Source organism: Streptomyces sp. NPDC056231, from assembly GCF_048270745.1.
In the GTDB taxonomy this organism is placed as follows: Bacteria; Actinomycetota; Actinomycetes; order Streptomycetales; family Streptomycetaceae; genus Streptomyces.
The window spans coordinates 1-24,181 of the sequence record NZ_JBLVKW010000029.1; the positions used below are offsets into that span (position 1 = coordinate 1).

Here is a 24,181-nt window from a genome sequence, read left to right on the forward strand (position 1 = left end):
TCCTGATGCAGGACCCGGGGCGACGGGCGTACCACCGACGGTCTGCGCCGGTCAGTGGCTGTACCTCTCGTTGCGCCGGCGCACCACGAAGACGGCGCCGGTGGTCGCGGCCACGGCCACTGCCGTGCCGCCGACCAGTTGCGCGGCATTCATCCGGCCGATGCCGCCGCCGAGATCACCCTGTACGCCGTTCGGCGCGATCGCCGTGGAGCCGGGGGTGGGGGTGGGGGCGGAGATCGCGAGACCGATCTCCGCCGTGGAGGTCGGGGATGTATTGCAAATGAACGACACCTCATACGAAGCGCCGGGTTTTGCATCCCGGTCGACCGTGGCCGAGGCGCTGCCTCCTCTGGGAATAGTGACGCTGTCGAAGATGCCCGAGCTGGCCGTTGCTGTTGTTAGGCACCCCCGTGCGGCCAGGGTGACCTGGCCGCCCGGCGCGATCACCGACGGAGCAACGGTGTATCCGGTCGCGCCCGGCGCGCCCCCCGACGTCGCGGCGTACGCGGTCGCAGCCGGAGCGGTCAGGGTGAGAGCGGCGGCACCGAGCAGGGCGACGGGTGCGACACCTATGGTGCGCATGGTGAATCCTCCAGTTCCCCGAGGAGCAACTGCGGAACGAATATCCACAAAGCGTCAAATGTGCGCCTCGATGGAGGAAACGTTAGAAGTGCTGTATATCGCTCGCGATCGGGGACCGGCGAATGGGGCACCGGTGTCCCCCGGGCGGCGCACCGACGGGACGTCAGGCCGTCAGGGCGCCGGTCAGCCCTACACGTTGGGAAAGAGGTCGAGGAACGGCGCGGCTGTGGCCGAGATGCCGCGGCCGAAGGGGGAGTCGAAGTCCCAGATCAGGAAAAGCAGGAAGGCGATGAGCACACTGAACAGCCCGGCCAGCAGGAGTTCCCGGAATGTTCGACGGATCTGCAGGGTGAAGATCAGCCCGACGGTCACCAGCGCCCCGGTGATCAGACCGAACCAGACCACGCCCGGCATCGTGGCGCCGACGCTCTGAGCGCGGGCGCTGCGCGCGTCGTCGGCCGCGGCGACCTGGTCGACCAGTGGCTGATACGCCTGTCCTTCGTGGTCGTTCCTCGGCCGGTAGTCGGTGACGTCGGCACGTACCCGGCCGAGGAGTTCGGCGCCCTTGTCGGTGAGGCTTCCGTGCTCCGTCATCGCCCTCCACTCGTCGTGGACGACGTGACCGACGTACGCGTCGACGTCGGCGCGGATCCGGGTACGCACCTCGGCGGGGTAGACGGAGGATCGGGCGTGCACCTCGTGCAAGGCCTGGGCCTCCTGGCGGACGTATTCCTGGGCTGCGCTGCGCCCCTCCCAGACGCCCGCGATGGCGAGGCCGAGCACGATGGCGTACACCACGCCGATCATCATCGTCATGTATTCGATGACGTCAGGGGTTTCGGACGGGTCGTCGTCCTCCCCGACGCGGCGATTCTTGAGGACGGCGATGGTGAGCACGACTGCGCAGGCCGCGGCCATGGCGAGGGTGAGAACGAGCCATTCCGACATGGGCTTCTCCGTAGGTCATCGGGAGCGGGGACGTAGCACGGCGACGGCGAACACTGCGGGAGCGGTGATCAGCAGGGTGAGGGTGACCAGGGAGGAACCTCGCTGAGGGGCCTTGCGCGGCGGCTTGCGGTAGGTGGGGATCGCCACCGGCTTGGGCGGGGGTGGTGTGGGGCGTACGGAGCGCGTGGGCTCCGGAGGAGGCGGTGTGGGCGCCGGTGGTGGCGTGGGCGCCGGTGCCGGTGCCGGTGGTGGTGGCGGGGGCGGGGGCGGAGGCGGCGAGGGTGAGGGCGGCGCAGGCGGGGGAGGCGGAGGCGGCGGTGGGGGTGTCGGCCGCGGGGTCGGTCCGGGCGCCGGGCCGGCCTGGCAATGACCGTCGCCCGATGTGGCGACCGCCGAGCTGCTGCCGCCGTCCCCGATCGAGGCGTACGAGCAGTTGTCGGCCACCGCGGGCACCGGGGCGGTCAGGAGCCAGCTGAGCGCGACGGCTGCGGTGAGCCGCCCGAAGAGGGATCCGTGCACGACGGGGAGCATGTTCCGGCCGGTCGGACGGCACGCGGACCACGGTCCTGATTCCCCTGATGGAGGGGACCTGGAGCGCTGAGGGTTTGCGCATCGGCAGCGACTACGGATCCGATTTCGGGGCCCAGGCGGGCAAGTCCGAGCAGGCGGGGCAGCTCGCGGTGTGGGACAGCAAGAAACTCGGCAAGGTCGTGACGGACAGCGAGGGATTCACTCTCCACCGTTTCGACAAGGACACCGCGAGCCCGCCGAAGTCGAATTGCGAGGGCGACTGCACGAAGACGTGGCCGGTCGTTCCCGCGGGCAAAGTGACGGCCGCCGCCGGTACCGATGGAGCCCTGATCGGCAAAGTCATCCGTGCGGACGGCACCCGGCAACTCACCATTGCGGGGCGGCCGATGTACCGGTACGCCAAGGACACCAAGCCCGGAGACGCAATGGTCAGGGAGTGGAGGCGCGTGGTGCGCCTCTGCGCCGGACAGCAAGAAGGCTGCGTCGAACGCCGACGGTCCGAGCGGTGGTGAGCAGGCTGATCTCTCGGGGCTTTCGGCCCGCAAGGACCCGAAACTCGGAGACATCGTCGTCGACAAGCGCGGCATGACGGTCTACCGGTTCAAGAAGGACACGGCATGGCCGATGAAGTCGGCCTGCACCGGAGCCTGTCTCTCGAAGTGGCCGGTTGTTGCCCCGTTGGCCAAGAATGGTGTGAAGGGCGTGACCACCAAGGGTTTTGTCACTTTCCATCGCGCCGACGGTCTCTGGTGCCGGGAGGGATACCAGCAGCAGGCCATCGACTGCTGGCCCCTCTATGCCTTCTCCGGTGACGGGAAGCCGGGTGACACCAACGGCCAGGGTGTCAGGGGCAGATGGTACGCGGTGTCTCCCGACGCAAAGCTCGTCGGCGTCCCGAAGTGACCCCACAACAGCCGTCCGGACACCGGCCCGTCGCCGAATGTCACCGATAGCGACGGGCCGGTTGCACATGCCACTGGTGTGTGACCAATAACGGACCGCTAATTTCCGTTTCCGCTCGCTCTCCTGGCGGTCGGTCAGTAACCTCTGGTCAACACTGACCATGAACATGGCCGGATCGCCGTGGCGACTTGTTGGAGACATCGATGGAGCGTCCTGCCTGGGCACCGCAAGGCATTGACATTTCAGTGCCGAGCGTTTCACGCATGTATGACTTCTATCTGGGCGGATCGCACAATTTCGAGGTGGACCGGGAAGCGGCCCGCAAGGCCATGGAGTTCATGCCGGGGCTCCCCAAGATCATGCAGGCCAATCGCGCCTTTATGCGCAGGGCAGTGCGCCATGCGGTGAGTGAAGGCGTGACTCAGTTCCTGGACATCGGTTCCGGTATACCTACCTTCGGCAATGTGCACGAAGTCGCCCAGGCCGCGGACCCGGAGGCGCGGGTGGCGTATGTGGACCACGACCCCGTTGCGGTCGCGCACAGCCAGGCCGTACTCGAAGGAAACGACTGCGCGGTCGTCACCAGCGCCGATCTGCGTCGCCCGCAGGAGATTCTGAAGAGTCCCGAGGTCAGCGAACTTCTCGACCTGGAACGCCCGGTGGCGCTGCTGCTCGTCGCCGTCCTCCATTTCATCGAGGACGCCGACGACCCGCAGGCGGCCGTTGCCGCCCTGAGTGAGTCACTCGCCCCTGGCAGCCTGCTCGTCATCACCCACGCCTCGTACGAGGGCATCCCGCTCACCAAGGAGGAGGCGGGGGGTGCGGTCGGTGTCTACCGGAACATCCGCAACCCGCTGATCATGCGGTCGCGCGACGAGGTCAGCCGGTTCTTCGACGGGTACGAGATGGTCGAGCCAGGGCTCGTGGCCATGCCCAACTGGCGTCCCGACACCCCCGTGGTGCAGGAGCAGGAAGACCCGTATGCCTTCTCGGGCTTCGGCGGAGTGGGACGCAAGGCGTGAGCATTCCCGCCCAAGCGTCCGAAGCACCGGACGCGGAGCCCGACGACGCCGAGGACCGGCTCCGGAGATTCGCCACCATCTGGAGCCGGGCCATCTTCCCCTCGACGGCCACTTCCATGACCCGTCCGGAGTTCGAACAGCATCTGCTGCCGCTGGCCCGCAGGTTGAGCGACATCCTGCACGCGCGCCCCTTCGACCCGGCGCCCGCCAACAAGGTGGGAGCCGCGCTCGTCGCCGCGCACTGCACGGACCCGGACGCGCTCAGCTCCACGCTCGGGGTCGTCGACTCGTACCTGGTGCTCTACTGCGGCGGCAACGGCCCGGTGGCCCTGTTGACCGAGGACAGCAGGGCCCGCTGTGCCCGGATGCAGCATGCTCTGGCGGGCGGCTTCACCCAGGCGCTGCGCGAGCGGACCCTGGCCGAACAGGAGGCCATCGCCCGCTCGGCGCTCACCGCACGCTCCAACGCCGAGCAGGCCCTGCACGCCACCGAGGCGCGGTTCCGTGCCGTCTTCAAGGACGCCGCCATCGGCATCGGGATCGCCGACCTGGAAGGCAATGTGCTGGAGGTCAACGACACGCTGACCCGGATGTTCGGCGGCCTCGAGCACCATGTCCGCAGCCACAAGGTCAACGAGTGGGTCCACCCCGAGGACTCGCCGCACGTGTGGAAGTACTACGAGGAGCTGGTACGCGGTGAACGCGAGCACTATCGCGTCGAGAAGCCGTACTACCGCAATGACGGCACCGTCCTGTGGACCAACCTCACGGTGTCGCTGCTCCGCGACCCAGAAGGCCGGCCGCAATACCAGCTGGCGCTCATGGAGGACACCACGGAGCGCAGGCTGCTGAATCTGCGGCTGCGGTACGAGGCGACCCACGACGCGCTCACCGGCCTGCCCAACCGCACGTTGTTCTTCGAACGGCTGGAGAAGGCGCTCTCCGCCGACGACGGCAGCCGCTTCGGGCTCTGTTACCTCGACCTCGACGGCTTCAAGGCGATCAACGACAGCCTGGGCCACGCGGCAGGCGACCGGCTGCTCGTCGAGGTCGCCGACCGGCTGCAGAGCTGTGCGACCGCGCCGGGCGAGATGGTGGCACGGCTCGGCGGCGACGAGTTCGTGGCCCTGACCACCGGCCCGCACACCGAGTCGGAGGTCGACGAACTGGCCTCCCGGATCCTCGGTGTGCTCGCCACGCCGATCCGGCTCGACGGCCGCGAACTGACCGTACGAGGCTCCATCGGCATCGTCGAAGGGCCGGCGGGCGAACGCAGCGCCGCCGAGGTGCTCCGCAGCGCCGACATCACGATGTACCGGGCCAAGTCGGCAGGCGGCAGCCGCTTCGAAATCGCCGACGCCGAGGCGGACGCCCGCGCCATCACCAGGCACGGGCTGACCACCGCGTTGCCCGCCGCCCTGGAGCGCGGCGAGTTCTTCATCGAGTACCAGCCGCTCGTGCACCTCGGTGACGGCACGGTCCACGGCGCCGAGGCCCTGGTGCGCTGGTGCCATCCGCAGCACGGGGTGCTCGGGCCGGACCGATTCATTCCGCTCGCCGAGCACACCGGGCTGATCGTGCCGCTCGGGCGGTGGGTGCTGGAGGAGTCCGTCCGGCAGGCCAACTTCTGGCAGGAGCGGCACAGCGACGGCGGTCCGCTGCGGATCAACGTCAACCTCTCGCCGACCCAGCTGCACCATCCGCGGCTGGTCACCGAGATCGTGGACGTGCTGGAAACCTCGGGTCTCGAGCCGGGCGCGCTGTGCCTGGAGGTCACCGAGTCCGCGGTCATCGGAGCCGACGACGACCTGCTCAAGCCGCTGCGGCAACTGGCCGAGATGGGTGTTGACATAGCGCTCGACGACTTCGGTACGGGCTACTCGAACCTGGCCAATCTGCGTCGGCTGCCGGTGAGCGTGCTGAAGCTGGACCGTTCCTTCACCCAGGGCATGCAGCAGCATCCGGCCGACCCGGTCGACCTGAAGATCGTCGAGGGGATCGTCTCGCTGGCGCACAGCCTGGACCTGGCGGTCACGGTGGAGGGTGTCGAGACAGGGGCGCAGGCGGAGCAGCTCCGGAAGCTCGGCTGCGACACGGCCCAGGGGTGGTACTACGCGCGGCCCGGGGCACCTGACCGGATCCATTCCTTGCTGCTGGCCGACGCGGTCTGAGCGGGTAGGCCCGGCACAGGTTCCGTCCTCAGCTTCCGGACGGGTTCGATCTCCCGAGCCCGTCCGGCCGACTGGCCAGCAGTACCCGCTGGAGCTCGCGCGCCGCCCGCGGAGGTGCCACGTCACTGCGGTGCGCCAGCGCGATCGTGCGCCGCAGCCCCGGCGGGGCCAGCTGTGTCGTCCGCAGGCCGTGCCCCGTCCGGATCGCCACCATGCTGGGCACCACGGCCACGCCCAGTCCCGCCCGTACGAAACCGAGCACCGCGTCCATCTCGCCGCCCTCCACCGTGAACGACGGCTCGAAGCCCTCCGCGCGGCACGCGGCCACGGTCAGCTCCCGCAGGTCGTAGCCGTGCCGGAACATCACCAGCGGCTCGCCCTGCAGATCCGCGATCCGCACGCTCGCGCCCTTCCCCGGTCGTGGAGCCTCCGCCGACGACACCACCACCAGGTCCTCCTGGAGCAGCTCCACCGTGGTCAGCGCAGGCGACGCGGCCGGCAGCGGCAGGACCACCAGCGCGAGATCGAGCGCCCCCCGCGCCAGCTCCCGTACGAGGTCGTGCGAGCCACCCTCCTCCAACAGCAGCTGGATTCCCGGGTGTTGGTCGTGGAACGTGCGCAGTACGTCGGGCAGCAGCCCTGTGCACAGGCTCGGCGTCGCTCCGAGCCTGACCCTGCCCCGGCGCAGCTGGGCCAGCTCCTGCACCTCGTGCCGGGCGGTATCGGCATCCGCCAGGATCCGGCGGGCCAGCGGCAGCAGGGCCTCGCCCGCGTCGGTCAGGGTGATGTTGCCGCGGGCCCGGCTGAACAGCTCTGCCCCCAGCTCCTTCTCCAGCGCCCTGATCTGCTGGGAGAGCGAGGGCTGCGAAACATGCACCTCCTCCGCGGCACGGGTGAAGTGCCGTGTCTCGGCGACGGCCACGAAGTACATGAGCTGCTGAAACTGCATACACCCAGCCTAGCCCGCACCATAGCCAGAGGCTATGGACATGAGCCACACCATGTCTTGGACCGATGAGCCCTGCGGTCGTAGCGTCGTGCCCATGGCACTGGCAACACGGACGGACCGACGACCGTCCATGACGCGTACGCTCTGGGACTCGTCCGTCGGCAAGAAGACGGTCATGGCCGTGAGCGGCCTGATCATGCTCGGCTACCTGGTCGTCCACATGATCGGCAACCTGAAGATCTTCTTCGGGCCGGGGGAGTTCAACCACTACGCCCACTGGCTGCGGGTCGTGGGGGAGCCATTCCTGCACTACGAGTGGGCCCTGTGGATCATCCGTGTGGTGCTCGTCGTCGCAGTCGTGGCCCACGCCACCTCCGCGTACCAGCTGAGCCGCCGGGACATCAGGGCGCGCCCCAGCAAGTACGTCCACAAGAAGCCCCGCGCGAGCTACGCCACCCGCACCATGCGGTGGGGCGGGATCATCCTCGCCCTGTTCATCGTCTGGCACGTCCTCGATCTGACCACCGGCACCGTCCACGCCGGCGGCTTCCAGTCCGGGCACCCGTATCAGAACGTCGTCGACACCTTCTCCACCTGGTACGGCAACGTCATCTACATCGTCGCCATGCTCGCCCTCGGACTCCACGTCCAGCACGGGTTCTGGAGCGCCGCCCAGACCCTCGGCGCGGGCAGGGCGAGCCGCGACCGTGTTCTCAAGACCATCGCCAACGTCCTCGCACTGGTGCTGACGATGGGCTTCATCTCCGTACCCGTCGCCGTCATGACCGGAGTCGTGAGCTGACATGACCGACTACTCGCACTACGAGACCGGCGCACCCGTCGTCGACACCAAGGCCCCCGAGGGCCCGGTCGCCGAACGCTGGGACACCCGCCGCTTCGAGGCCAAGCTCGTCAACCCGGCCAACCGACGCAAGCACACCGTCATCGTCGTCGGCACCGGTCTGGCCGGCGGATCGGCCGGGGCCACGCTGGCCGAACAGGGCTACCACGTCGTCCAGTTCTGCTTCCAGGACTCGCCCCGCCGCGCCCACTCCGTCGCCGCCCAGGGCGGCATCAACGCCGCGAAGAACTACCGCAACGACGGCGACTCGATCCACCGGCTCTTCTACGACACCGTCAAGGGCGGCGACTTCCGCGCCCGCGAGTCCAATGTTCACCGGCTCGCCCAGATCTCCGTCGAGATCATCGACCAGTGCGTCGCGCAGGGCGTCCCGTTCGCCCGCGAGTACGGCGGCCTCCTCGACAACCGCTCCTTCGGCGGTGTCCAGGTCTCCCGCACGTTCTACGCCCGCGGCCAGACCGGGCAGCAGCTGCTCCTCGGCGCCTACCAGGCACTGTCCCGGCAGATCGCCGCGGGCAACGTCGAGCTGCACGCCCGTACCGAGATGCTCGACCTGATCATCGTCGACGGCAAGGCCCGCGGCATCGTCGCGCGTGACCTTGTCACCGGGAAGATCGACACGTACTTCGCCGACGCGATCGTCCTGGCCAGCGGCGGCTACGGCAACGTCTTCTACCTGTCGACGAACGCCATGAACTCCAACGCCACCGCCGTCTGGCGCGCCCACCGGCGCGGAGCGTACTTCGCCAACCCGTGCTTCACCCAGATCCACCCCACCTGTATCCCGCGTACCGGCGACCACCAGTCCAAGCTGACGTTGATGAGCGAGTCGCTGCGCAACGACGGCCGGATCTGGGTGCCCAGGGCGAAGGGCGACACCCGCCCCGCCAACGAGATCCCCGAGGAGGAGCGCGACTACTACCTGGAGCGCATCTACCCGGCCTTCGGCAACCTCGTGCCCCGCGACATCGCCTCGCGCGCCGCGAAGAACGTCTGCGACGAGGGCCGCGGCGTCGGCCCCGGCGGACAGGGTGTCTACCTCGACTTCGCCGAGGCCATCCAGCGCATGGGCAGGGCGAAGGTCGAGGAGAAGTACGGCAACCTCTTCGACATGTATGCGCGGATCACCGCGGAGAACCCGTACGAGACCCCGATGCGCATCTACCCAGCCGTGCACTACACGATGGGCGGACTCTGGGTCGACTACGATCTCCAGACCACGATCCCCGGCCTGTTCGCGATCGGCGAGGCCAACTTCTCCGACCACGGGGCCAACCGGCTCGGCGCCTCGGCACTGATGCAGGGTCTCGCCGACGGCTACTTCGTCCTCCCGTCGACCATCAACGACTACCTGGCCCGCAACCCGCACCACGGCGAGGTCGACACCTCGCACCCCGCCGTGGAAGAAGCCGTCGCCGAGACCGAGGACCGGCTGAACCTGCTGCTCGCCGTCGACGGCGACCGCACCCCCGACTCCTTCCACCGCGAAATCGGCGAACTGATGTGGGAGTACTGCGGGATGGCCCGCACCGAGGAGGGCCTGCGCAAGGCGCTCGACCGGATCCCGCGAATCCGCGAGGAATTCTGGCGGCGTATCAAGGTTCCCGGCACCGGCGAGGAGTTCAACCAGTCGCTGGAGAAGGCCAACCGGATCGTCGACTATCTGGAGCTCGCCGAGCTCATGTGCCTCGACGCCCTGCACCGCGCCGAGTCCTGCGGAGGCCACTTCCGCGAGGAGTCGCAGACCCCGGACGGTGAAGCCGCCCGCCGGGACGAGGAGTTCTCGTACGCCGCGGCCTGGGAGTTCACGGCCACCGGCGACGCCCCCGTCCTGCACAAGGAAGACCTCGTCTTCGAGTACGTCCACCCCACTCAGCGGAGCTACGCATGAAGCTCACCCTGCGCGTCTGGCGCCAGAAGAACGCCGACGCCCCCGGCGCCATGTCCACCTACCAGGTGGACGGCATCTCGCAGGACATGTCGTTCCTGGAGATGCTCGACACCCTCAACGAGGAGCTCATTCTCGCCGGCGACGACCCTGTCGCCTTCGACCACGACTGCCGCGAAGGCATCTGCGGCGCGTGCAGCCTCGTCATCAACGGCGACGCGCACGGCCCGGAGCGCACCACCACCTGTCAGCTCCACATGCGGTCCTTCGAGGACGGCGACACGATCGACATCGAACCGTGGCGCGCCTCGGCGTTCCCGGTCGTCAAGGACCTGGTCGTGGACCGGTCCGCCTTCGACCGGATCATCCAGGCGGGCGGCTACATCTCCGCCCCGACCGGCACCGCACCCGACGCCCACGCCACCCCCGTGCCCAAGCCGGACGCCGATTTCGCGTTCGAGCACGCCGAGTGCATCGGCTGCGGCGCCTGCGTGGCGGCCTGCCCCAACGGCTCGGCGATGCTCTTCACCTCGGCGAAGATCAACCACCTCAACGTCCTGCCGCAGGGTGCCCCCGAGCGCGAGACGCGGGTGCTCGACATGGTCGAGCAGATGGACAGTGAGGGGTTCGGTGGCTGCACGCTCACCGGGGAGTGTGCCACGGCCTGCCCGAAGGGCATTCCGCTGCCGTCGATCTCGGCGATGAACAAGGAGTGGCTGCGGGCGACCCGGAAGCTCCTCTAAGACCGACCGGCAGTTGGGGGGTGGGAGACGGAGTGACCCGTCGTGATTGTCCGGCAGGCCGACCTGAGAGCGGCCGTCAGGTACGCCGCGGTCCGGCTGTCCGCCGCACCCGCCACCTCTGCGGGCGTCCCCACCGCGACGATCCGGCCACCCTGGTCGCCGCCTCCGGGGCCGAGGTCGATCACCCAGTCGGCACCCGCGACCACGGCCATGTCGTGCTCCACGACCACCACCGTGCTGCCCGCATCGACCAGCCCGTGCAACTGCCGCATCAGCACCTCGACATCGGCCGGATGCAGCCCTGTTGTCGGTTCGTCGAGCAGATACAAGGTGTGGCCGCGACGGGTGCGCTGCAGCTCGGTGGCGAGCTTGATCCGCTGGGCCTCACCGCCGGACAGCTCCGTCGCCGGCTGCCCCAGCCGCAGATAGCCGAGCCCCACATCGAGCAGTGTCCGCAGACTGCGCTCGACGGCGGGTGTCCCGGCGAAGAAGCCGGCCGCCGACTCGACCGTCAGATCCAGCACCTGCGCGATGTTCAGCCCGCGCAGGGTGATCTCCAGCGTCTGCGGGTTGTACCGCGCACCGTGGCAGTCCGGGCAGGGCGCGTACGTGCTCGGCAGGAAGAGCAGCTCGACGGAGACGAACCCCTCGCCCTGACAGGTCTCGCACCGCCCGCCCGCCACATTGAACGAGAACCGCCCCGCCCGGTAGCCGCGTTCGCGCGCCGTCTCGGTCTCGGTGAACAATTTCCGCACGACATCGAAGAGCCCGGTGTACGTGGCCAGATTGGAGCGCGGGGTACGGCCGATCGGCTTCTGGTCGACCTGGACGAGACGGTCCACCGCCTCCAGCCCTCGCGCCGACGCGCAGCCGGCCGCGGGCCGCTCGACGGGAAGGTCGGCGGTGGCCGACGACTGTCGGTCGGCGAGGGCCCCGGCGAGTACCTGACCGACCAGAGTCGACTTGCCGGAGCCGGAGACCCCGGTGACCGCGGTGAACACCCCGAGCGGGAACGCGGCGTCCACCCCGCGCACATTGTGTTGGTCGACACCGATCAGCTTCAGCCACCCGGAGGGCGTACGCGGCTCCCGGGCAGGAGCCGGACCCCCGTCGAAAAGGAACCGCCGCGTCGCCGACTCCACGACGTCCGCGAGCCCGGCCGGGGGACCGCTGTGGAGCACCCGCCCCCCGTGCTCACCGGCCAGCGGCCCCACGTCGACCAGCCAGTCCGCCTGTCGCACCACATCCATCTGGTGCTCCACGACGAAGACCGAGTTCCCGGCCTCCTTCAGCCGGCCGAGGACCGCGAGCAACGACGCGGTGTCCGCCGGGTGCAGACCGGCCGACGGCTCGTCCAGCACATAGACGACCCCGAACAGCCCCGAGCGCAGCTGGGTGGCGAGCCGCAGCCGCTGCAGCTCGCCGGAGGACAGCGTCGGAGCCGTGCGGTCGAGACTGAGATAGCCGAGCCCCAGCTCGGTCACCGTCCCGATCCGGGCCAGCAGATCCGTCGTCAGCAGCCGCGCGGTGTCATCGCCGCCCGCAGCCGACAGCACGTCGGCGAGGCGCGCGAGGGGCAGCGAGGCCAGCTCGGCGATCGTACGGCCGGCAAAGGTGACGGCCATCGCCTCCGGACGCAGCCGGGTGCCGCCACAGACCGGACAGGGGGCGCTGGTCAGGAAGCGCTCGGCCTTGGCCCGCAGGGTGCGGCTCTTGGAGTCGGCGAAGGTGTGCATCACATAGCGCCGTGCACTCATGTACGTGCCCTGGTACGGGCGCTGGATCCGGCCGGCTTCCCGCACCGGGTGCACCGTCACCACCGGCTGATCGTCGGTGAAGAGGATCCACTCCCGGTCCTGCGCGTCCAGCTCTCGCCACGGCCGGTCGATGTCGTACCCCAGTGTGTCCAGCACGTCGCGAAGGTTCTTGCCCTGCCAGGCGCCCGGCCAGGCGGCGATCGCGCCGTCCCGGATCGACAGCGACGGGTCCGGGACGAGAAGCTCCTCGGTGGTGCGGTGGATACGCCCCAGACCGTGGCACTCGGGGCAGGCGCCGGCAGCGGTGTTCGGCGAGAACGCGTCGGAGTCCAGCCGCTCGGCCCCCGCCGGGTACTCCCCAACGCGCGAGAACAGCATCCGCAGCGAGTTGGACAGCGTGGTGACCGTACCGACCGAGGATCGGGCACCGGGCGCCGAGCGCCGCTGCTCCAGCGAGACGGCGGGCGGCAGACCGGTGATCTCGCCGACCTTCGGCGCGCCGACCTGGTGGATGAGCCGCCGGGCGTACGGGGCGACGGACTCGAAATAGCGGCGCTGGGCCTCGGCGTAGATCGTTCCGAAGGCCAGGGAGGATTTCCCGGAGCCCGAGACGCCCGTGAAGACGGTGAGGGTGTCGCGCGGGATGTCGACGTGGACGTCCTGCAGATTGTGCTCGCGGGCGCCGCGCACTCGGACGTACGGATCGTGGGGGGTGGGCATGCGCGCGGAACTCCGTACGGATGGGGGCAGGGCCGACAGCTAGGGACAAACAGTGAGATTCTAGGCGTCGACGGTGCCTGGACCCGCAGCGCTGACACCGGTATTCCCCTCCATACCCCCCAGGTCAGGGAGGGGAACACCGGCTTCGCTCGCTAGCGGCCGTTGCGCAGTGCCCGCTTGATGGGGCCGGGGATCACCCGGCGGGCGCGCTGGTACGGCCGTCGCTCGGGGCTCGCACTGTCGCGCTGGGCGGGTATCCTGCTGGCCTTCGCGAGGCGCCGTTCCAGCAGGGTGTTCTGGTCGGCGAGTCCGGTCAGTTGCGACTGGAGCCAGTTGAGGCGGGTGCTCATCTCGAGGACGCCGCTGCCGGTCCAGGGACGGACGCCCGCGGGGAAGGCCAGTTCGCTCATGCGGGACTCGAAGGCCGCGCCCCCGTCGCCGTGGGTGAAGGTGTTCTCCAGGCCGTTCTTGTCCAGGAAGTTCATGAACCGGTCGAACCGCTCGTTGTGGCCGCGCATCAGAGGTCCGAAGTCCGCCTCGGCGTACAGCTCCGCGGGATCCACGTTCTCGGGCACCTTGGCGAGCATCCGGTGCGGAATGTCGAAGTAGCGGCACAGCTCCAGCGTCCGGGAGTCGCTGCAGAGCACCGTCGCCGGCGTTCCGGCGAGCAGCGCCGCGATGTTGCCGTGGATCCGGGAGCCGAACGAGAAGTCGAAGCCCCGCAGGTCGTCCACCCACGTCTTGGGGTCGATATAGACCCTGACCTTGCCCTCCATGTACATCGGGTGGTCGGGGTGGGTGGGGATGTCCGTGATGGCGGCGTTCGCGTGGCTCAGGTCACGCCAGTGCAGCTGACGGGCATCGGACAGGTTCTGCCCGATGAAGCGCAGATGGGGATAGCGCGCATGGGTGTGATCGATGATCCGCCCGAGCTTGTACTTCTTGACGGCGTCGTGCGATCCGTTGATCGCGATCCGCGACTCCGGTCCCAGCGGTCGGGCGTTCTCACGTATGAAGAGGTCGCGGCCGCCCATGAACATCGACGGGCAGCCGATGACCTCCACGTCGCGGAAGCCCATGTCTCGCAGGTAGCGCTCGGTGAACTCCCCGCGCACTCCGATGGAAGCGCTGTGGTCCAGCACCGCGGAGACGAACGCGCGCACCGTGGGCGCCATGGGCCGCAGCCGGTCCGCGGAGTAGTTGGTGCTGGACTGCGCGCCGACGCCCGGCACGATGACCGGGATCTTCAGCTTCGAGATGAGCTGGGTCAGCCGCTTGAGCTGAGGCTCGAAGGACGGCCGGAAGGCATTGGCGAGCGGGATGACGAAAGCGTCGTACTCCTCGTTGATCCGCTCGGCGGCGGCGACCCTGGTCCGGATGCCGTTGGAGACCACCTCGGTCCGCGGCGTCTCAAGGATCTTGTGTGCGGCATCACTGAAGATCAGATTGCCCGAGTTTGTCGCGAACACATCCTCATGGAGGGCGCGCTCAACAGGAACGACGTCGTACGGGCTCTTCCCTGAGCGCAGGAGTATTCGCTTCACATCGGTCACATTACATGCCACAAATTAAGGTTAGCTTTGCGAAGGTTTTGGATTCTACTTGGATCGGCACAACCTTTTGGACGAACGCGGAACGTGATCGTGCGGCTACTCGCGTGCCCGCACGGATCGGCTCGGACGAACCCGAGCCTGCCCTTCCCGCGTGTCGTCGAAGGTGTCCGAATCGGCCTGTATGGCGCCCTCTTGAGGGCGCCCGTCCCCAGCCCTGCCCTTCTCCTGCGCAGAGGCGCGCCGATCGGGGGAGGCGGACCGCACCACGAAGCCGATGCGCAGGGGCGGGAGACCCGACCTCTCGATTCGCCGTGGTTCTGAACCTGTCTCGGGCCGCAGAGGCGTGCGGTGCCTACTGGCGTATCCGGCGAGGTGGCGGCGAAAGTGGGTGCATGACATGGAGAGCACCGCCGGTCGAGCGCACCGCACAGCTGGGCAGTCTGGGCACCGTACCTGAGCGTCAGATGCTGGAGGGCTGGCTGAGCCGGCACCGGGAGACGTTGCTGGCCAAGTGCGCCGGGCTCGATCCGGCCCAATTGGCGCGGACGACCGTGAAGCCGTCGAACCTCACCCTCCTCGGCCTGGTCCGCCACATGGCGGAGGTGGAGCGCTGGTGGTTCCGGCGAAGCTTCGCAGGTGAGGCCATCGGTGATGTCTTCACCGGCCCGTCGGACGGCGACGAGGGGCTCGACGGAGTTCACGCGGCCGACGCGGAGCGGGACTTCGGATTGTTCCAGGCCGAGGTCAAAGCGTGTGACGCCGCGGCGGCCGGGCACGACCTCGACGAGACGTTCATGTCCTCTCGCGGACATCCCCTCAGCTTGCGCTGGGTCTACGTGATGCTGATCCAGGAATATGCCCGTCACAACGGCCACGCCGACTTCCTGCGGGAGCGGATCGACGGGGCAACAGGCGACTGAGCTTGGGCCGTTGACCGGTTCGTCGTGGTGGGGTTCCCGCTGCTGCGGGTGCGGCGGCCAACGGCGCCCCTGGACTCGCATGACGCCGGGTCGTTGTGCCGGTGGGAGGCGCCCGTAGCTGTCGTCGTGCGCCCGTCAGGGGTGACGGGACTTCTAGGCTGGGCGCGTGACGCATGAAACCCGGCCTCTGGCTGTATTCGACCTGGACGGCACGCTCGCGGACAGCGGGCATCGGCAGCACTTCCTTGAGGGGGTCCGGCGCGACTGGGGCGGCTTTTTCGCCGCGGCTGTGGACGATCCGCCGCTCGACGAGGGCGTACGGCTGGTGCTGAGCAGCGCAGAGGAGTGCGAGATCAGGTATCTCACCGGACGGCCGGAGCGCTGCCGTCGGGACACCGTGACGTGGCTGGCCGCGCAGGGCCTGCCCGAAGGGCGCATGTACATGCGTCGCAATGACGACCGTCGCCCGGCTCGCCATACCAAGCTGGAGATCCTGAAGCGGCTGGGCCGGGAGCGTCAGGTGCGGATGCTGGTCGATGACGACGAGCTGGTCTGCGACGCGGCTGAGCGGGCCGGTTTCACCGTGGTGCGAGCTCGCTGGGCAGTGGCCTCGCCCGTGTTGAAGGACGCTCAGGGGCGTACGGGGCGTACCTGACCGCGGCGTACCGGGTCAGGTGATCTCGTCGAGCCGGAAGCCGACTTTCAGGCCGACCTGGTAGTGCTCGATCCGGCCGTCCACGATCTGCCCACGCACCTGGGTGATCTCGAACCAGTCGAGATTGTGCAACGTTTCCGCCGCCCTTGCGATGCCCCGGCGGATGGCGTCGTCGACGCCCTCGTGGGAGGTTCCTACGATTTCGGTGACCCGATACGTGTTGTTGGACATCATGTGTCCCCTTTCGTCCATACCACGGTGCCCCACTCGGCGCGGGTGCGCGAGAGGTCGACGTGGGGAACGCGGCACGAACAACCCTTGACCAAATGATTGGTCCATACCAAAATCCAGCCACGCCCGTGCGAGCGCCGCCCGCAGTCCCCCACACCGGGTCCTGATTCCGTCGTGCCGTTTCGCAGAAGGTGACCCAGTGAAGAACCGCGTACTCGTAGGAGCCGTCACGCTCGTTTCCACCGTCGCACTGGGCGGCTGCGGCTACCTCTCGGGCTTGGGTGGCCCCGACGACAGGACGGTGACGATCTGGCTGATGAAGGACAGTGTTTCCGCAGATTTCCTGGACCGTTTCAAGAAGTCGTATGAAGAGGAACACCCTTCCATCCAGCTGGAGTTCAAGATTCAGAGCTGGAGCGGAATCGGCCCCAAGGTGTCGGCGGCGCTGAAGGGCGACGACACCCCGGATGTCATTGAGGTCGGAAACACCCAGGTCGCCCAGTACGCGGAGAGCGGCGCGCTGCGCGATCTGACTCTCGAGTCGATGCGCGATCTCGGCAGCGAGGAATGGCTGCCCGGCCTCGCCGATCCCGGCAGCATCGACGGTTCCCAGTTCGGGATTCCCTGGTACGCGGCCAACCGTGTGGTGATCTACAACAAGGACCTCTTCGAGCAGGCAGGTATCAAGAGCCCGCCGAAGACCCGGAACGAGTGGATCGAGGACAGCCGGCTGCTCAACCGGAACGGCAATCAGGGCATCTATCTCGCGGGCCAGAACTGGTACGTGCTCGCGGGATTCATCTGGGACGAGGGTGGCGATCTGGCTGACGAGAAGGGCGGCCAATGGGAGGGGGCCCTCGACACGCCGGCCGCGATCAGAGGCATGGACTTCTACAAGGAGATCCAGTCGTTCGGCGACGGTCCGAAGGACGCCGACGAAGAGCATCCTCCGCAGACCGATGTATTCGCCAAGGGCGATGTCGCGCAGATCATTTCCGTACCGGGCAGCGCCCAGCTCATCGAGCAGAAGAATCCCGAACTCAAGGGAAAGCTGGGCTACTTCCCGATACCGGGCAAAACCGCGAAGAATCCCGGGTCCGTTTTTATCGGCGGTTCCGATCTGATCGTTCCGGAGAAGGCGGACAACGGTAGCGCCGGTCTCGAGGTGATCAAGGCGCTGGCCGGTGCGACGTGGCAGGCGGACCTTGCCAGAACCATGAGCTATGTGCCGAACAAGGCGAACCTCGCACATGCCATCGAGGGCCAGGAGGGGACCGCCGCGATGGCCAAGGGCGCCCGGCGGGGTCGCGCGACCCCCAACTCACCGCAGTGGGCGGCGGTCGAGGCCGAGAACCCGATCAAGCCATATATGTCGGCCGTTCTGCGCGGCGGTGACCCACTGGCCGAGGCGAAGTCCGCTTCGGAACGGATCACCGCCCGGCTCGCGGGCAGCTGACCGGTCCGGGCCGCCGGACGGCCCACCGGGTCCGCCCGGTCCACCGCCCGAAACCTCGGGATTCAGCCGTCGCACATCCAGGCTCTCCACAGTGGTCATGTCGAATCCAGCCGGTCACGGAAGAAGTAAGGGGCCGGGCCGTCGCAGCAGTGCGGCAGCCCGACAGCCGCCCTTGCCGATCCGTCCCCGGAGACCGTCATGAACGCGCTGCCCCTCTCTCCGCTCGTCGCCGGCCCTCTCACCTCCCCCTCCTTCGTGCCGGAGCAGCCCGTCCCGGCACGGTCCGAAGCTCCCGCGCCGCCGCTCTACCGCGTCTCCCTCGCCGTCACCCAGGACGAGGTGCGGGCCGCCCAGCGGCTGCGCCACCAGGTCTTCGCCGGTGAGCTCGGCGCCCGGCTGGACGGGCCGGAACCCGGTCTGGACAGCGACGCCTTCGACGCGTACTGCGATCACCTGCTGGTACGGGAGCTCGCGACCGGCGAGGTCATCGCCACCTACCGCCTCCTGCCGCCCGACCGGGCCCGTGTCGCCGGACGTCTCTATGCGGAGAGCGAATTCGATCTCGGCCGACTCGGACCGATCCGCGACGACATGATCGAGGTGGGTCGCTCCTGCGTCCACCCGGCCCACCGGGACGGCGCCGTCATCGCCCTGATCTGGGCAGGGCTCGCCCGCTACATGGAGCGCAGTGGGCGCAACTGGCTGGCCGGCTGCTGCTCGATACCCCTGGCCGACGGCGGCGTGCTGGCCGCAAACTCCTGGGACACCGTACGGGCGAAGTACCTGGCCCCCGAGGAGTACTGGGTCACCCCGCACCGCCTCTGGCAGCCCAGCGCCACCACCCGTCCCGGCGGAGCCGCCGGGACCCGCGCGCGCACCGGACTCGCCACCCTCCCGCCGCTGCTCCGTGGCTACCTCCGGCTCGGTGCCTGGGTCTGCGGGGCGCCCGCACACGACCCCGACTTCAACGTCGCCGACCTCTACGTCCTGCTGTCGCTGCGCCGCACCGACCCGCGCTACCTGCGCCACTTCCTGTCTCTCGCCCCGCTGACATGAGCGCCTGGCTGCCCACCGCGCCCTGCACGCCGCATGCCTGCGCCGGTCACGACGGCCCGGTGCGCGGCGCCCTCCTGGCCACAGCCCTGCTGCTCACCGGGTGCACCCTCGTCCTCGTCGGCGCGGTGTGCGCCGCTCCCGTGCTGCTCCTCGGCGCGCGGCAGCGCGACCGGCTGATCCGGTGGTGGGCGTACGCGGTCGTGCGGGCGTTCGGAGTACGGATTCAGGTGACCGGCGACCCTGCGACGACGGCCGCGGATCGCGCCGGTGGTCCCGGTGCGCTGGTCGTCGCCAACCACATCTCATGGCTGGACATCCCGCTCGTCGCCGCTGTGTTCCCGGGCCGGATGCTCGCCAAGAGCGAGATCCGGCGCTGGCCGGTTCTCGGCCCGCTCGCCGCGCTCGGCGGCACCCTGTTCGTCGAGCGCGACAGACTGCGGGCACTGCCCACGACCGTGCGCACCATCGCAGGGGCGCTGCGCTGCGGGTCACGGGTGGTGGTCTTCCCCGAAGGCAGCACCTGGTGCGGGCGCGGATCCGGTGGACGGTTCCGGCCCGCTGTGTTCCAGGCGGCGATCGACGCGGACGCCGAGGTCCGTCCGGTACGCATCACCTACCGCACCGCGCGGACGGACGGGCGGGTGGCCGGCGCCGCAGCGTTCGTCGGTGACGATCCGCTCACCGCCTCGCTGTGGCGGGTGGTCACGGCGGCCGGGCTGACCGCCGAGATCCGCGTCCTGCCGCCGATCCCCGCCGGCACCCGTCCCGGCCGCCGTGCTCTTGCCCGTACCGCTCAGACCGCCGTGGCCAGCGACACCGCGAACCGGTCCGCGGAGTCCGTCCACCACTGAGTCAACATGAGTCCGGCCGAGGCGAGTTCGCTCCGGATCCCCTCCTTGCGGAACTTCGCCGAGATCTCCGTACGCAGCTCCTCACCTGCTGTGAACGGCACCACCAGATCCAATTCCGGGATCTTCACCGTGAGCGTCCTGCGAGCCCGCAGACGCATCTCGATCCACTCCCGCTCCGGGTCCCACAGCGCGACATGGTCGAAGTCGGCCAGGTCGAAGTCGGCCCCCAACTCCCGGTCGACGACCGTCAGTACGTTCTTGTTGAACGCCGCGGTCACCCCGGCCGCGTCGTCGTACGCCGCGACGAGCGTCTCCTCGTCCTTCACCAGATCGGTGCCGAGCAGCAGCGAGTCGCCGGGCGAGAGAAGCGACCGTACCGACTTCAGGAACACCACCCGCTCGTCCGGCAGCAGATTGCCGATCGTGCCGCCCAGGAACGCGACGAGCCGCGGGCCCGGTGTGTCCGGCAGGGTGAGCTCATCGGTGAAGTCGGCGATCAGCGCATGGATCGACAGGTCCGGCCGCGACGCGAGCAGGGTCTCGGCCGCGCCGCGCAGCGCGCTCTCGCTCACGTCGACCGGCACATAGCTGTGCAGCGCGGGCAGCGCGTCCAGCAGATGCCGGGTCTTCTCCGACGAGCCGGAACCCAGTTCGACCAGGGTCTGTGCCCCGGACGCCGCGGCGATCCCGGGCGCGCGGGCGACCAGGATCTCCCGCTCGGCGCGGGTCGGGTAGTACTCGGGCAGCCGGGTGATCTCCTCGAACAGCTCACTGCCGTGTGCGTCGTAGAACCACTTGGGCGGCAGGGTCTTCGGGTGCCGGGTCAGGCCGTGCAGCACATCGGCGCGCAGCGCCGCGTCCGTCGCGTCCGCCGGCAGGGTACGGGTCAGCTGAATGGGACTCACTCGGTTGGCTCCTTGAGCGGGGTGAGCAGAACGTCGGTGCAGGTCGCGACGAGCAGGGTGCGGTCGGGGACCGTGCACCAGTGCGGATCGTCGTCGTACGGCTCCGAGGCCACGACCGCGCTGCGGCCCGGCTCGGTGAGGTACCAGAGGGTGTCTCCCCAGGCCGTCGCCACGATGGTGGTGCCGTCGGTGAGCAGCAGGTTCAGCCGCGAACCGGGCGCCGCCGCCGCGATCTCGCCCACGGTGTCCGCGACGGCCTGCGGTATGTCGTCCCCCTGGGCGATCCGGTGCTGCACGAGTGCCCAGACCAGGGCGGAGTCGCAGCGGGCGGTGAGGGTGAGGAGTTCGGCCGGGGGCAGCGTGGCGGCGAGCGGTGCCAGCGATCCGGGCCAGCCCTTCACCGCACCGTTGTGGCTGAACAGCAGCCGGCCCGAGGCGAACGGTGCGGCTGCCGCCTCGCCGTCCGCCCCCGGCTCGGTGGCGTCGCGTACGGCGGCCAGCAGTGCCGTGCTCCGCACCACCCTGGCCAGATCGGCGAAGGACAGGTCGGCCCAGATGGGCCCCTGGCGCCGGTAGCGACCGGGCACGGGGTCGCTGTCCGCGTACCAGCCCACCCCGAAACCGTCCGCGTTGACGGTCCCGTACTTCTGCTGCCGGGGCTGCCAGGACTGCCGGACCAACGCGTGGGACGGCTGCGTCAGCACCGAGCCGAGCGCAACCTGTGGCCCGACATAAGCAATATGACGGCACATCAGAGATCCCTCGCGGTGCGGAATCCGGAGAAGATCTGGCGCCGCACCGGCAGATCCCAGTTGCGGAACGTGCCCCGGCAGGCCACCGCGTCGACGGCGAACGACCCACCGCGCAGGACCTTGTGGTCGGGCCCGAAGAACACCTCCGAGTACTCCCGGTACGGGAACGCCGCGAAGCCCGGATAGGGGAGGAAGTCGCTCGACGTCCACTCCCACACATCGCCGATCAACTGACGTACTCCGAGGGGCGATTCACCTGCTGCGTACGCGCCCGCCTGCGCCGGACGCAGATGGCGCTGGCTCAGATTGGCCCGGTCCGGGGTCGGGTCCTCGTCGCCCCACGGGTAGCGGCGTGAGCGGCCCGAGTCCGGGTCGTGGCGCGCCGCCTTCTCCCACTCGGCTTCGGTGGGCAGTCTGCGCCCCGCCCAGTGGGCGTACGCGTCCGCCTCGTACCAGCTCACATGGAGCACTGGCTCGTCGGCCGGCACCGGCTCGGTCACCCCGAACCTGCGGCGCAGCCATTGCCCCGCGTCCCGGCGCCAGAAGAGTGGGGCGGTCAGCCCGTGCTCGCGGACCATGGCCCACCCCGCCGGCGCCCACCAGCGCCGTTCGGTGTAGCCGCCGTCCTCGATGAAACGCTCGTACGCGCCGCAGGTGACCGGTGTCGTGTCGATGAGGAAGGGGGGGACGTCGCGCACATGGGCGGGCCGTTCATTGTCGAGGGCCCAGGGTTCGGTGGACGTTCCCATGGTGAACGGTCCGCCGGGCACCAGGACCTCGGCGGGCAAGGCGGCCGCGCCGTCGGGCCGCGGCGGCTCCGGTGCGGTGAGTACGGCCGGCCCCGACCTCAGCTGATGGGTGATCAGCATCGTTTCGTCGTGCTGCTGTTCATGCTGGGCGATCATCCCGAAGGCGAAGCCCGCGTCCACGAGCGGGCGGCCGCCGGTCAGGGCCGTGCTGTCGAGGATGTCCAGGGCCCGGCCCCGTACTTCCGCCGCGTAGGAACGGGCCTCGGCGGGCGGCAGCAGCGGCAGGGACGGACGGCTGGCCCGCGGATGCTCGAACGCGTCGTACAGCCCGTCGATCTCGGGCCGCATCGGCTCCCGCCCGGCGACGCCCCGCAGCAGCCACAGCTCCTCCTGATTGCCGATGTGCGCGAGATCCCACACCAACGGCGACATCAACGGTGAATGCTGGGCGTTCAGTTCATGGTCATCCACGCTGTCGGTGAGGAGCGTGGTGCGTTCCCGTGCAGTGAGGAGAGCCGCAAGAGCGCGCCGACGGAGCATCTCGGTGTCCAGGCCGGTGGCCGGGGGGGTGGGGGAGTGGGTCATGAGTCTGCCTTCCTTCCCGGTTCCGGACGGAGCGCCGCCGCGGGCATCGCATGCATCGCCGGCCTCGACAGCAGTCCGGACAGGTCATCGGCCGGACATCGCCCCCGGGCGACATAGCGGTCGTGGAATGTCGACACCGCCTCCTGTGCAGCCTCGCTCGCACCCATCCGGGGCAGCGCTTCGAGGGCCAGCTGGAAGCAGACGGCGGCCACCGCCCGCAGTTCGGGGTCGGCCAGGCCGTTACGGGCGGCGCCGGTCCAGAGCGGGTTGCGCGGTGCCGACTGCGGGCCCGCCGTTTCGGCCAGGGGTTTGACGGTGCGGTACACGGTCTCGGCGGCCTCCGGGTCGTCGAACAGAGCGGTGGTGACGGCGAGCGGCACGAGCCATCCGTCGTCGCCCGGCTGCGCGTCGATCATGCGCAGTTCGAGATGTCCGCGCGGGCGCACCGGAGGAAAGAGCGTGCTGATGTGGTAGTCGAGATCGGCGCGCACCGGCGGCCGTGGCGCACCCGTACGGATCCAGTCGCGGAAGGTCAGATCCTCCGGGACGGCCCATGGCCCATCGCCGCCGCGTATGCACATCACAGGAGTGTCGAGCACATGCGTGGCCCAGGCGTCGCGCGGGGCCAGATGGCCCGGCGGGGCCAGACTTCGTACCGGATCGAGATCCGCCCAGATCGACTGGCGGGTGGACCGCAGTCCCGTCGGCCGGCCCTGCCGGTACGGTGAGTTGGCGAACGCCGCCACCAGCACGGCACCCAGCAGATGCGACAGCTGCCAGCGCCGCCCGTAGCCGAGTGGCCCCGGCTCCTCCTCACCGGCGTCGAGACAGACCTGGACGGACGCGGTGGTGCACATCATGGCGCGGCCGGCCGTACCCGACCGGTCGAGTGAGACCTCCATGGCGTCGTAGCGGGGCTCGTGCAGCAGACGGTGCGGCGGATGCCAGGGGTCGACACCGACACCGACCGGTGCGAGGTCCTCCGCGTCGAGGGCGGCACGTACGGCGGCCAGATCGGCGGTCATGGCATCGACGCAGGCCATCAGGGAGTCGGCGGGGCGCGAGCTGAGCTCCAGCTGGCCGCCGGGTTCGAAGGTGAGTGCCGCACTCAGCGGCAGCGCGCGTACCGCGGCGACAGCCGCGTGGAGACGGTCGTGCGGGACCGGGGTCCAGGGGTGGTCACGGTCGTGGATGAGCCATTCGAGCTCGACACCGACCGTGCGGGGCGGGCCCGTCTTGAAGCAGATACATCGCAGTAGATCCTCCGCCTCCCCCTCGCCGAGGGCGAGGTCGTACGCGGCCGGACCGTGGCCGACAGGTGCGTCCGGTGACATTCCGGGGCCTCCTTCTTCGGTGCGTCCGTACCACCCAAACCGGTGCCTGGAGATCGCA

General features: G+C 69.2%; 22 protein-coding genes and 1 pseudogene. 12 read left to right on the forward strand and 11 right to left on the reverse strand.

Features of this window, described 5'->3' with window-relative positions; all coding sequences use genetic code 11:
- Window positions 1-51 precede the first annotated feature (51 nt).
- The 3 genes from ACNPQM_RS22180 to ACNPQM_RS22190 all read right to left on the reverse strand — a co-directional run bounded on the left by ACNPQM_RS22180 (window position 52) and on the right by ACNPQM_RS22190 (window position 1,677).
- A complete protein-coding gene (locus tag ACNPQM_RS22180) occupies window positions 52-582 on the reverse strand; it encodes a hypothetical protein (RefSeq protein WP_418085439.1) in 531 nt (176 codons plus the stop codon).
- 189 nt (window positions 583-771) lie between these two features.
- On the reverse strand, window positions 772-1,530 hold the full coding sequence (locus tag ACNPQM_RS22185; RefSeq protein WP_418085440.1) for a hypothetical protein: 759 nt from the start codon (window positions 1,528-1,530) through the stop codon (window positions 772-774).
- A gap of 15 nt (window positions 1,531-1,545) precedes the next feature.
- Window positions 1,546-1,677 carry a hypothetical protein gene (locus tag ACNPQM_RS22190; protein WP_418085441.1) on the reverse strand — a complete coding sequence of 44 codons (132 nt, stop codon included), beginning with the start codon at window positions 1,675-1,677 and terminating at the stop codon, window positions 1,546-1,548.
- A gap of 235 nt (window positions 1,678-1,912) precedes the next feature.
- Between ACNPQM_RS22190 and ACNPQM_RS22195 the strand changes: the two genes are divergently transcribed.
- From ACNPQM_RS22195 to ACNPQM_RS22210, 4 genes and pseudogenes are all read left to right on the forward strand, one after another.
- Window positions 1,913-2,131: a hypothetical protein gene (locus ACNPQM_RS22195; RefSeq protein WP_418085442.1), complete on the forward strand. Its 219-nt coding sequence runs from the start codon at window positions 1,913-1,915 to the stop codon at window positions 2,129-2,131.
- A pseudogene (locus tag ACNPQM_RS22200) lies at window positions 2,040-2,964 on the forward strand (SCO0930 family lipoprotein). The gene ACNPQM_RS22195 and the pseudogene ACNPQM_RS22200 overlap by 92 nt, the downstream one beginning before the upstream one ends.
- Window positions 2,965-3,167: 203 nt before the next feature.
- Window positions 3,168-3,986, forward strand: coding sequence for an SAM-dependent methyltransferase (locus ACNPQM_RS22205; RefSeq protein WP_418085443.1), 819 nt, complete (start codon window positions 3,168-3,170; stop codon window positions 3,984-3,986).
- A complete protein-coding gene (locus ACNPQM_RS22210; protein WP_418085444.1) occupies window positions 3,983-6,157 on the forward strand; it encodes a putative bifunctional diguanylate cyclase/phosphodiesterase in 2,175 nt (724 codons plus the stop codon). Before ACNPQM_RS22205 ends, ACNPQM_RS22210 begins: the two co-directional genes overlap by 4 nt.
- 28 nt (window positions 6,158-6,185) lie before the next feature.
- Here ACNPQM_RS22210 and ACNPQM_RS22215 read toward each other — a convergent pair whose 3' ends face one another.
- Complete coding sequence (locus ACNPQM_RS22215) at window positions 6,186-7,106, reverse strand: LysR family transcriptional regulator (RefSeq protein ID WP_358859429.1); 921 nt, start codon at window positions 7,104-7,106, stop codon at window positions 6,186-6,188.
- A gap of 94 nt (window positions 7,107-7,200) precedes the next feature.
- On the opposite strand from ACNPQM_RS22215, the gene ACNPQM_RS22220 reads away from it, so the two are divergent.
- Genes ACNPQM_RS22220 through ACNPQM_RS22230 form a run of 3 tightly spaced genes read left to right on the forward strand, consistent with a single transcriptional unit; the run spans window position 7,201 to window position 10,599 of the window.
- Window positions 7,201-7,908 (forward strand): succinate dehydrogenase, encoded by a 708-nt coding sequence (locus tag ACNPQM_RS22220; protein ID WP_358859430.1) that lies wholly within the window; start codon window positions 7,201-7,203, stop codon window positions 7,906-7,908.
- 1 nt (window position 7,909) lies between these two features.
- Window positions 7,910-9,859, forward strand: coding sequence for a fumarate reductase/succinate dehydrogenase flavoprotein subunit (locus ACNPQM_RS22225; RefSeq protein ID WP_358859431.1), 1,950 nt, complete (start codon window positions 7,910-7,912; stop codon window positions 9,857-9,859).
- A complete protein-coding gene (locus ACNPQM_RS22230) occupies window positions 9,856-10,599 on the forward strand; it encodes a succinate dehydrogenase/fumarate reductase iron-sulfur subunit (protein ID WP_358859432.1) in 744 nt (247 codons plus the stop codon). Before ACNPQM_RS22225 ends, ACNPQM_RS22230 begins: the two co-directional genes overlap by 4 nt.
- Here the strand turns inward: ACNPQM_RS22230 and uvrA are convergent.
- Window positions 10,596-13,076 (reverse strand): excinuclease ABC subunit UvrA, encoded by a 2,481-nt coding sequence (gene uvrA, locus ACNPQM_RS22235; protein ID WP_418085445.1) that lies wholly within the window; start codon window positions 13,074-13,076, stop codon window positions 10,596-10,598. The genes ACNPQM_RS22230 and uvrA overlap by 4 nt on opposite strands.
- 152 nt (window positions 13,077-13,228) lie before the next feature.
- Window positions 13,229-14,620, reverse strand: a complete 1,392-nt coding sequence (locus tag ACNPQM_RS22240) for a polysaccharide pyruvyl transferase family protein (RefSeq protein ID WP_418085446.1) — start codon at window positions 14,618-14,620, stop codon at window positions 13,229-13,231.
- Window positions 14,621-15,021: 401 nt separating this feature from the next.
- On the opposite strand from ACNPQM_RS22240, the gene ACNPQM_RS22245 reads away from it, so the two are divergent.
- Window positions 15,022-15,549: a DinB family protein gene (locus ACNPQM_RS22245; RefSeq protein WP_418085447.1), complete on the forward strand. Its 528-nt coding sequence runs from the start codon at window positions 15,022-15,024 to the stop codon at window positions 15,547-15,549.
- Between the two features lie 166 nt (window positions 15,550-15,715).
- Window positions 15,716-16,204: a hypothetical protein gene (locus tag ACNPQM_RS22250; RefSeq protein WP_358859436.1), complete on the forward strand. Its 489-nt coding sequence runs from the start codon at window positions 15,716-15,718 to the stop codon at window positions 16,202-16,204.
- Window positions 16,205-16,219: 15 nt separating this feature from the next.
- On the opposite strand, the gene ACNPQM_RS22255 is transcribed toward ACNPQM_RS22250, so the two are convergent.
- Window positions 16,220-16,435: a dodecin gene (locus tag ACNPQM_RS22255; RefSeq protein ID WP_358859437.1), complete on the reverse strand. Its 216-nt coding sequence runs from the start codon at window positions 16,433-16,435 to the stop codon at window positions 16,220-16,222.
- Window positions 16,436-16,634: 199 nt separating this feature from the next.
- On the opposite strand from ACNPQM_RS22255, the gene ACNPQM_RS22260 reads away from it, so the two are divergent.
- From ACNPQM_RS22260 to ACNPQM_RS22270, 3 genes are all read left to right on the forward strand, one after another.
- Window positions 16,635-17,891 carry an extracellular solute-binding protein gene (locus tag ACNPQM_RS22260; RefSeq protein ID WP_418085448.1) on the forward strand — a complete coding sequence of 419 codons (1,257 nt, stop codon included), beginning with the start codon at window positions 16,635-16,637 and terminating at the stop codon, window positions 17,889-17,891.
- A gap of 198 nt (window positions 17,892-18,089) precedes the next feature.
- Window positions 18,090-18,947 carry a GNAT family N-acetyltransferase gene (locus ACNPQM_RS22265; protein ID WP_418085449.1) on the forward strand — a complete coding sequence of 286 codons (858 nt, stop codon included), beginning with the start codon at window positions 18,090-18,092 and terminating at the stop codon, window positions 18,945-18,947.
- Window positions 18,944-19,798, forward strand: a complete 855-nt coding sequence (locus ACNPQM_RS22270) for a lysophospholipid acyltransferase family protein (protein ID WP_358859440.1) — start codon at window positions 18,944-18,946, stop codon at window positions 19,796-19,798. The genes ACNPQM_RS22265 and ACNPQM_RS22270 overlap by 4 nt, the downstream gene beginning before the upstream one ends.
- On the opposite strand, the gene egtD is transcribed toward ACNPQM_RS22270, so the two are convergent.
- The 4 genes from egtD to egtA are packed head-to-tail and all read right to left on the reverse strand — an operon-like array spanning window position 19,741 to window position 24,123.
- Window positions 19,741-20,703: an L-histidine N(alpha)-methyltransferase gene (gene egtD / locus ACNPQM_RS22275; RefSeq protein WP_358859441.1), complete on the reverse strand. Its 963-nt coding sequence runs from the start codon at window positions 20,701-20,703 to the stop codon at window positions 19,741-19,743. The two genes, ACNPQM_RS22270 and egtD, sit on opposite strands and share 58 nt — an antisense overlap.
- Window positions 20,700-21,455: an ergothioneine biosynthesis protein EgtC gene (gene egtC / locus ACNPQM_RS22280; RefSeq protein WP_418085450.1), complete on the reverse strand. Its 756-nt coding sequence runs from the start codon at window positions 21,453-21,455 to the stop codon at window positions 20,700-20,702. The genes egtD and egtC overlap by 4 nt, the downstream gene beginning before the upstream one ends.
- Window positions 21,455-22,789 (reverse strand): ergothioneine biosynthesis protein EgtB, encoded by a 1,335-nt coding sequence (egtB, locus tag ACNPQM_RS22285; RefSeq protein ID WP_418085451.1) that lies wholly within the window; start codon window positions 22,787-22,789, stop codon window positions 21,455-21,457. Before egtB ends, egtC begins: the two co-directional genes overlap by 1 nt.
- Window positions 22,786-24,123, reverse strand: a complete 1,338-nt coding sequence (gene egtA / locus ACNPQM_RS22290) for an ergothioneine biosynthesis glutamate--cysteine ligase EgtA (protein WP_418085452.1) — start codon at window positions 24,121-24,123, stop codon at window positions 22,786-22,788. The genes egtB and egtA overlap by 4 nt, the downstream gene beginning before the upstream one ends.
- Window positions 24,124-24,181: the final 58 nt, after the last annotated feature.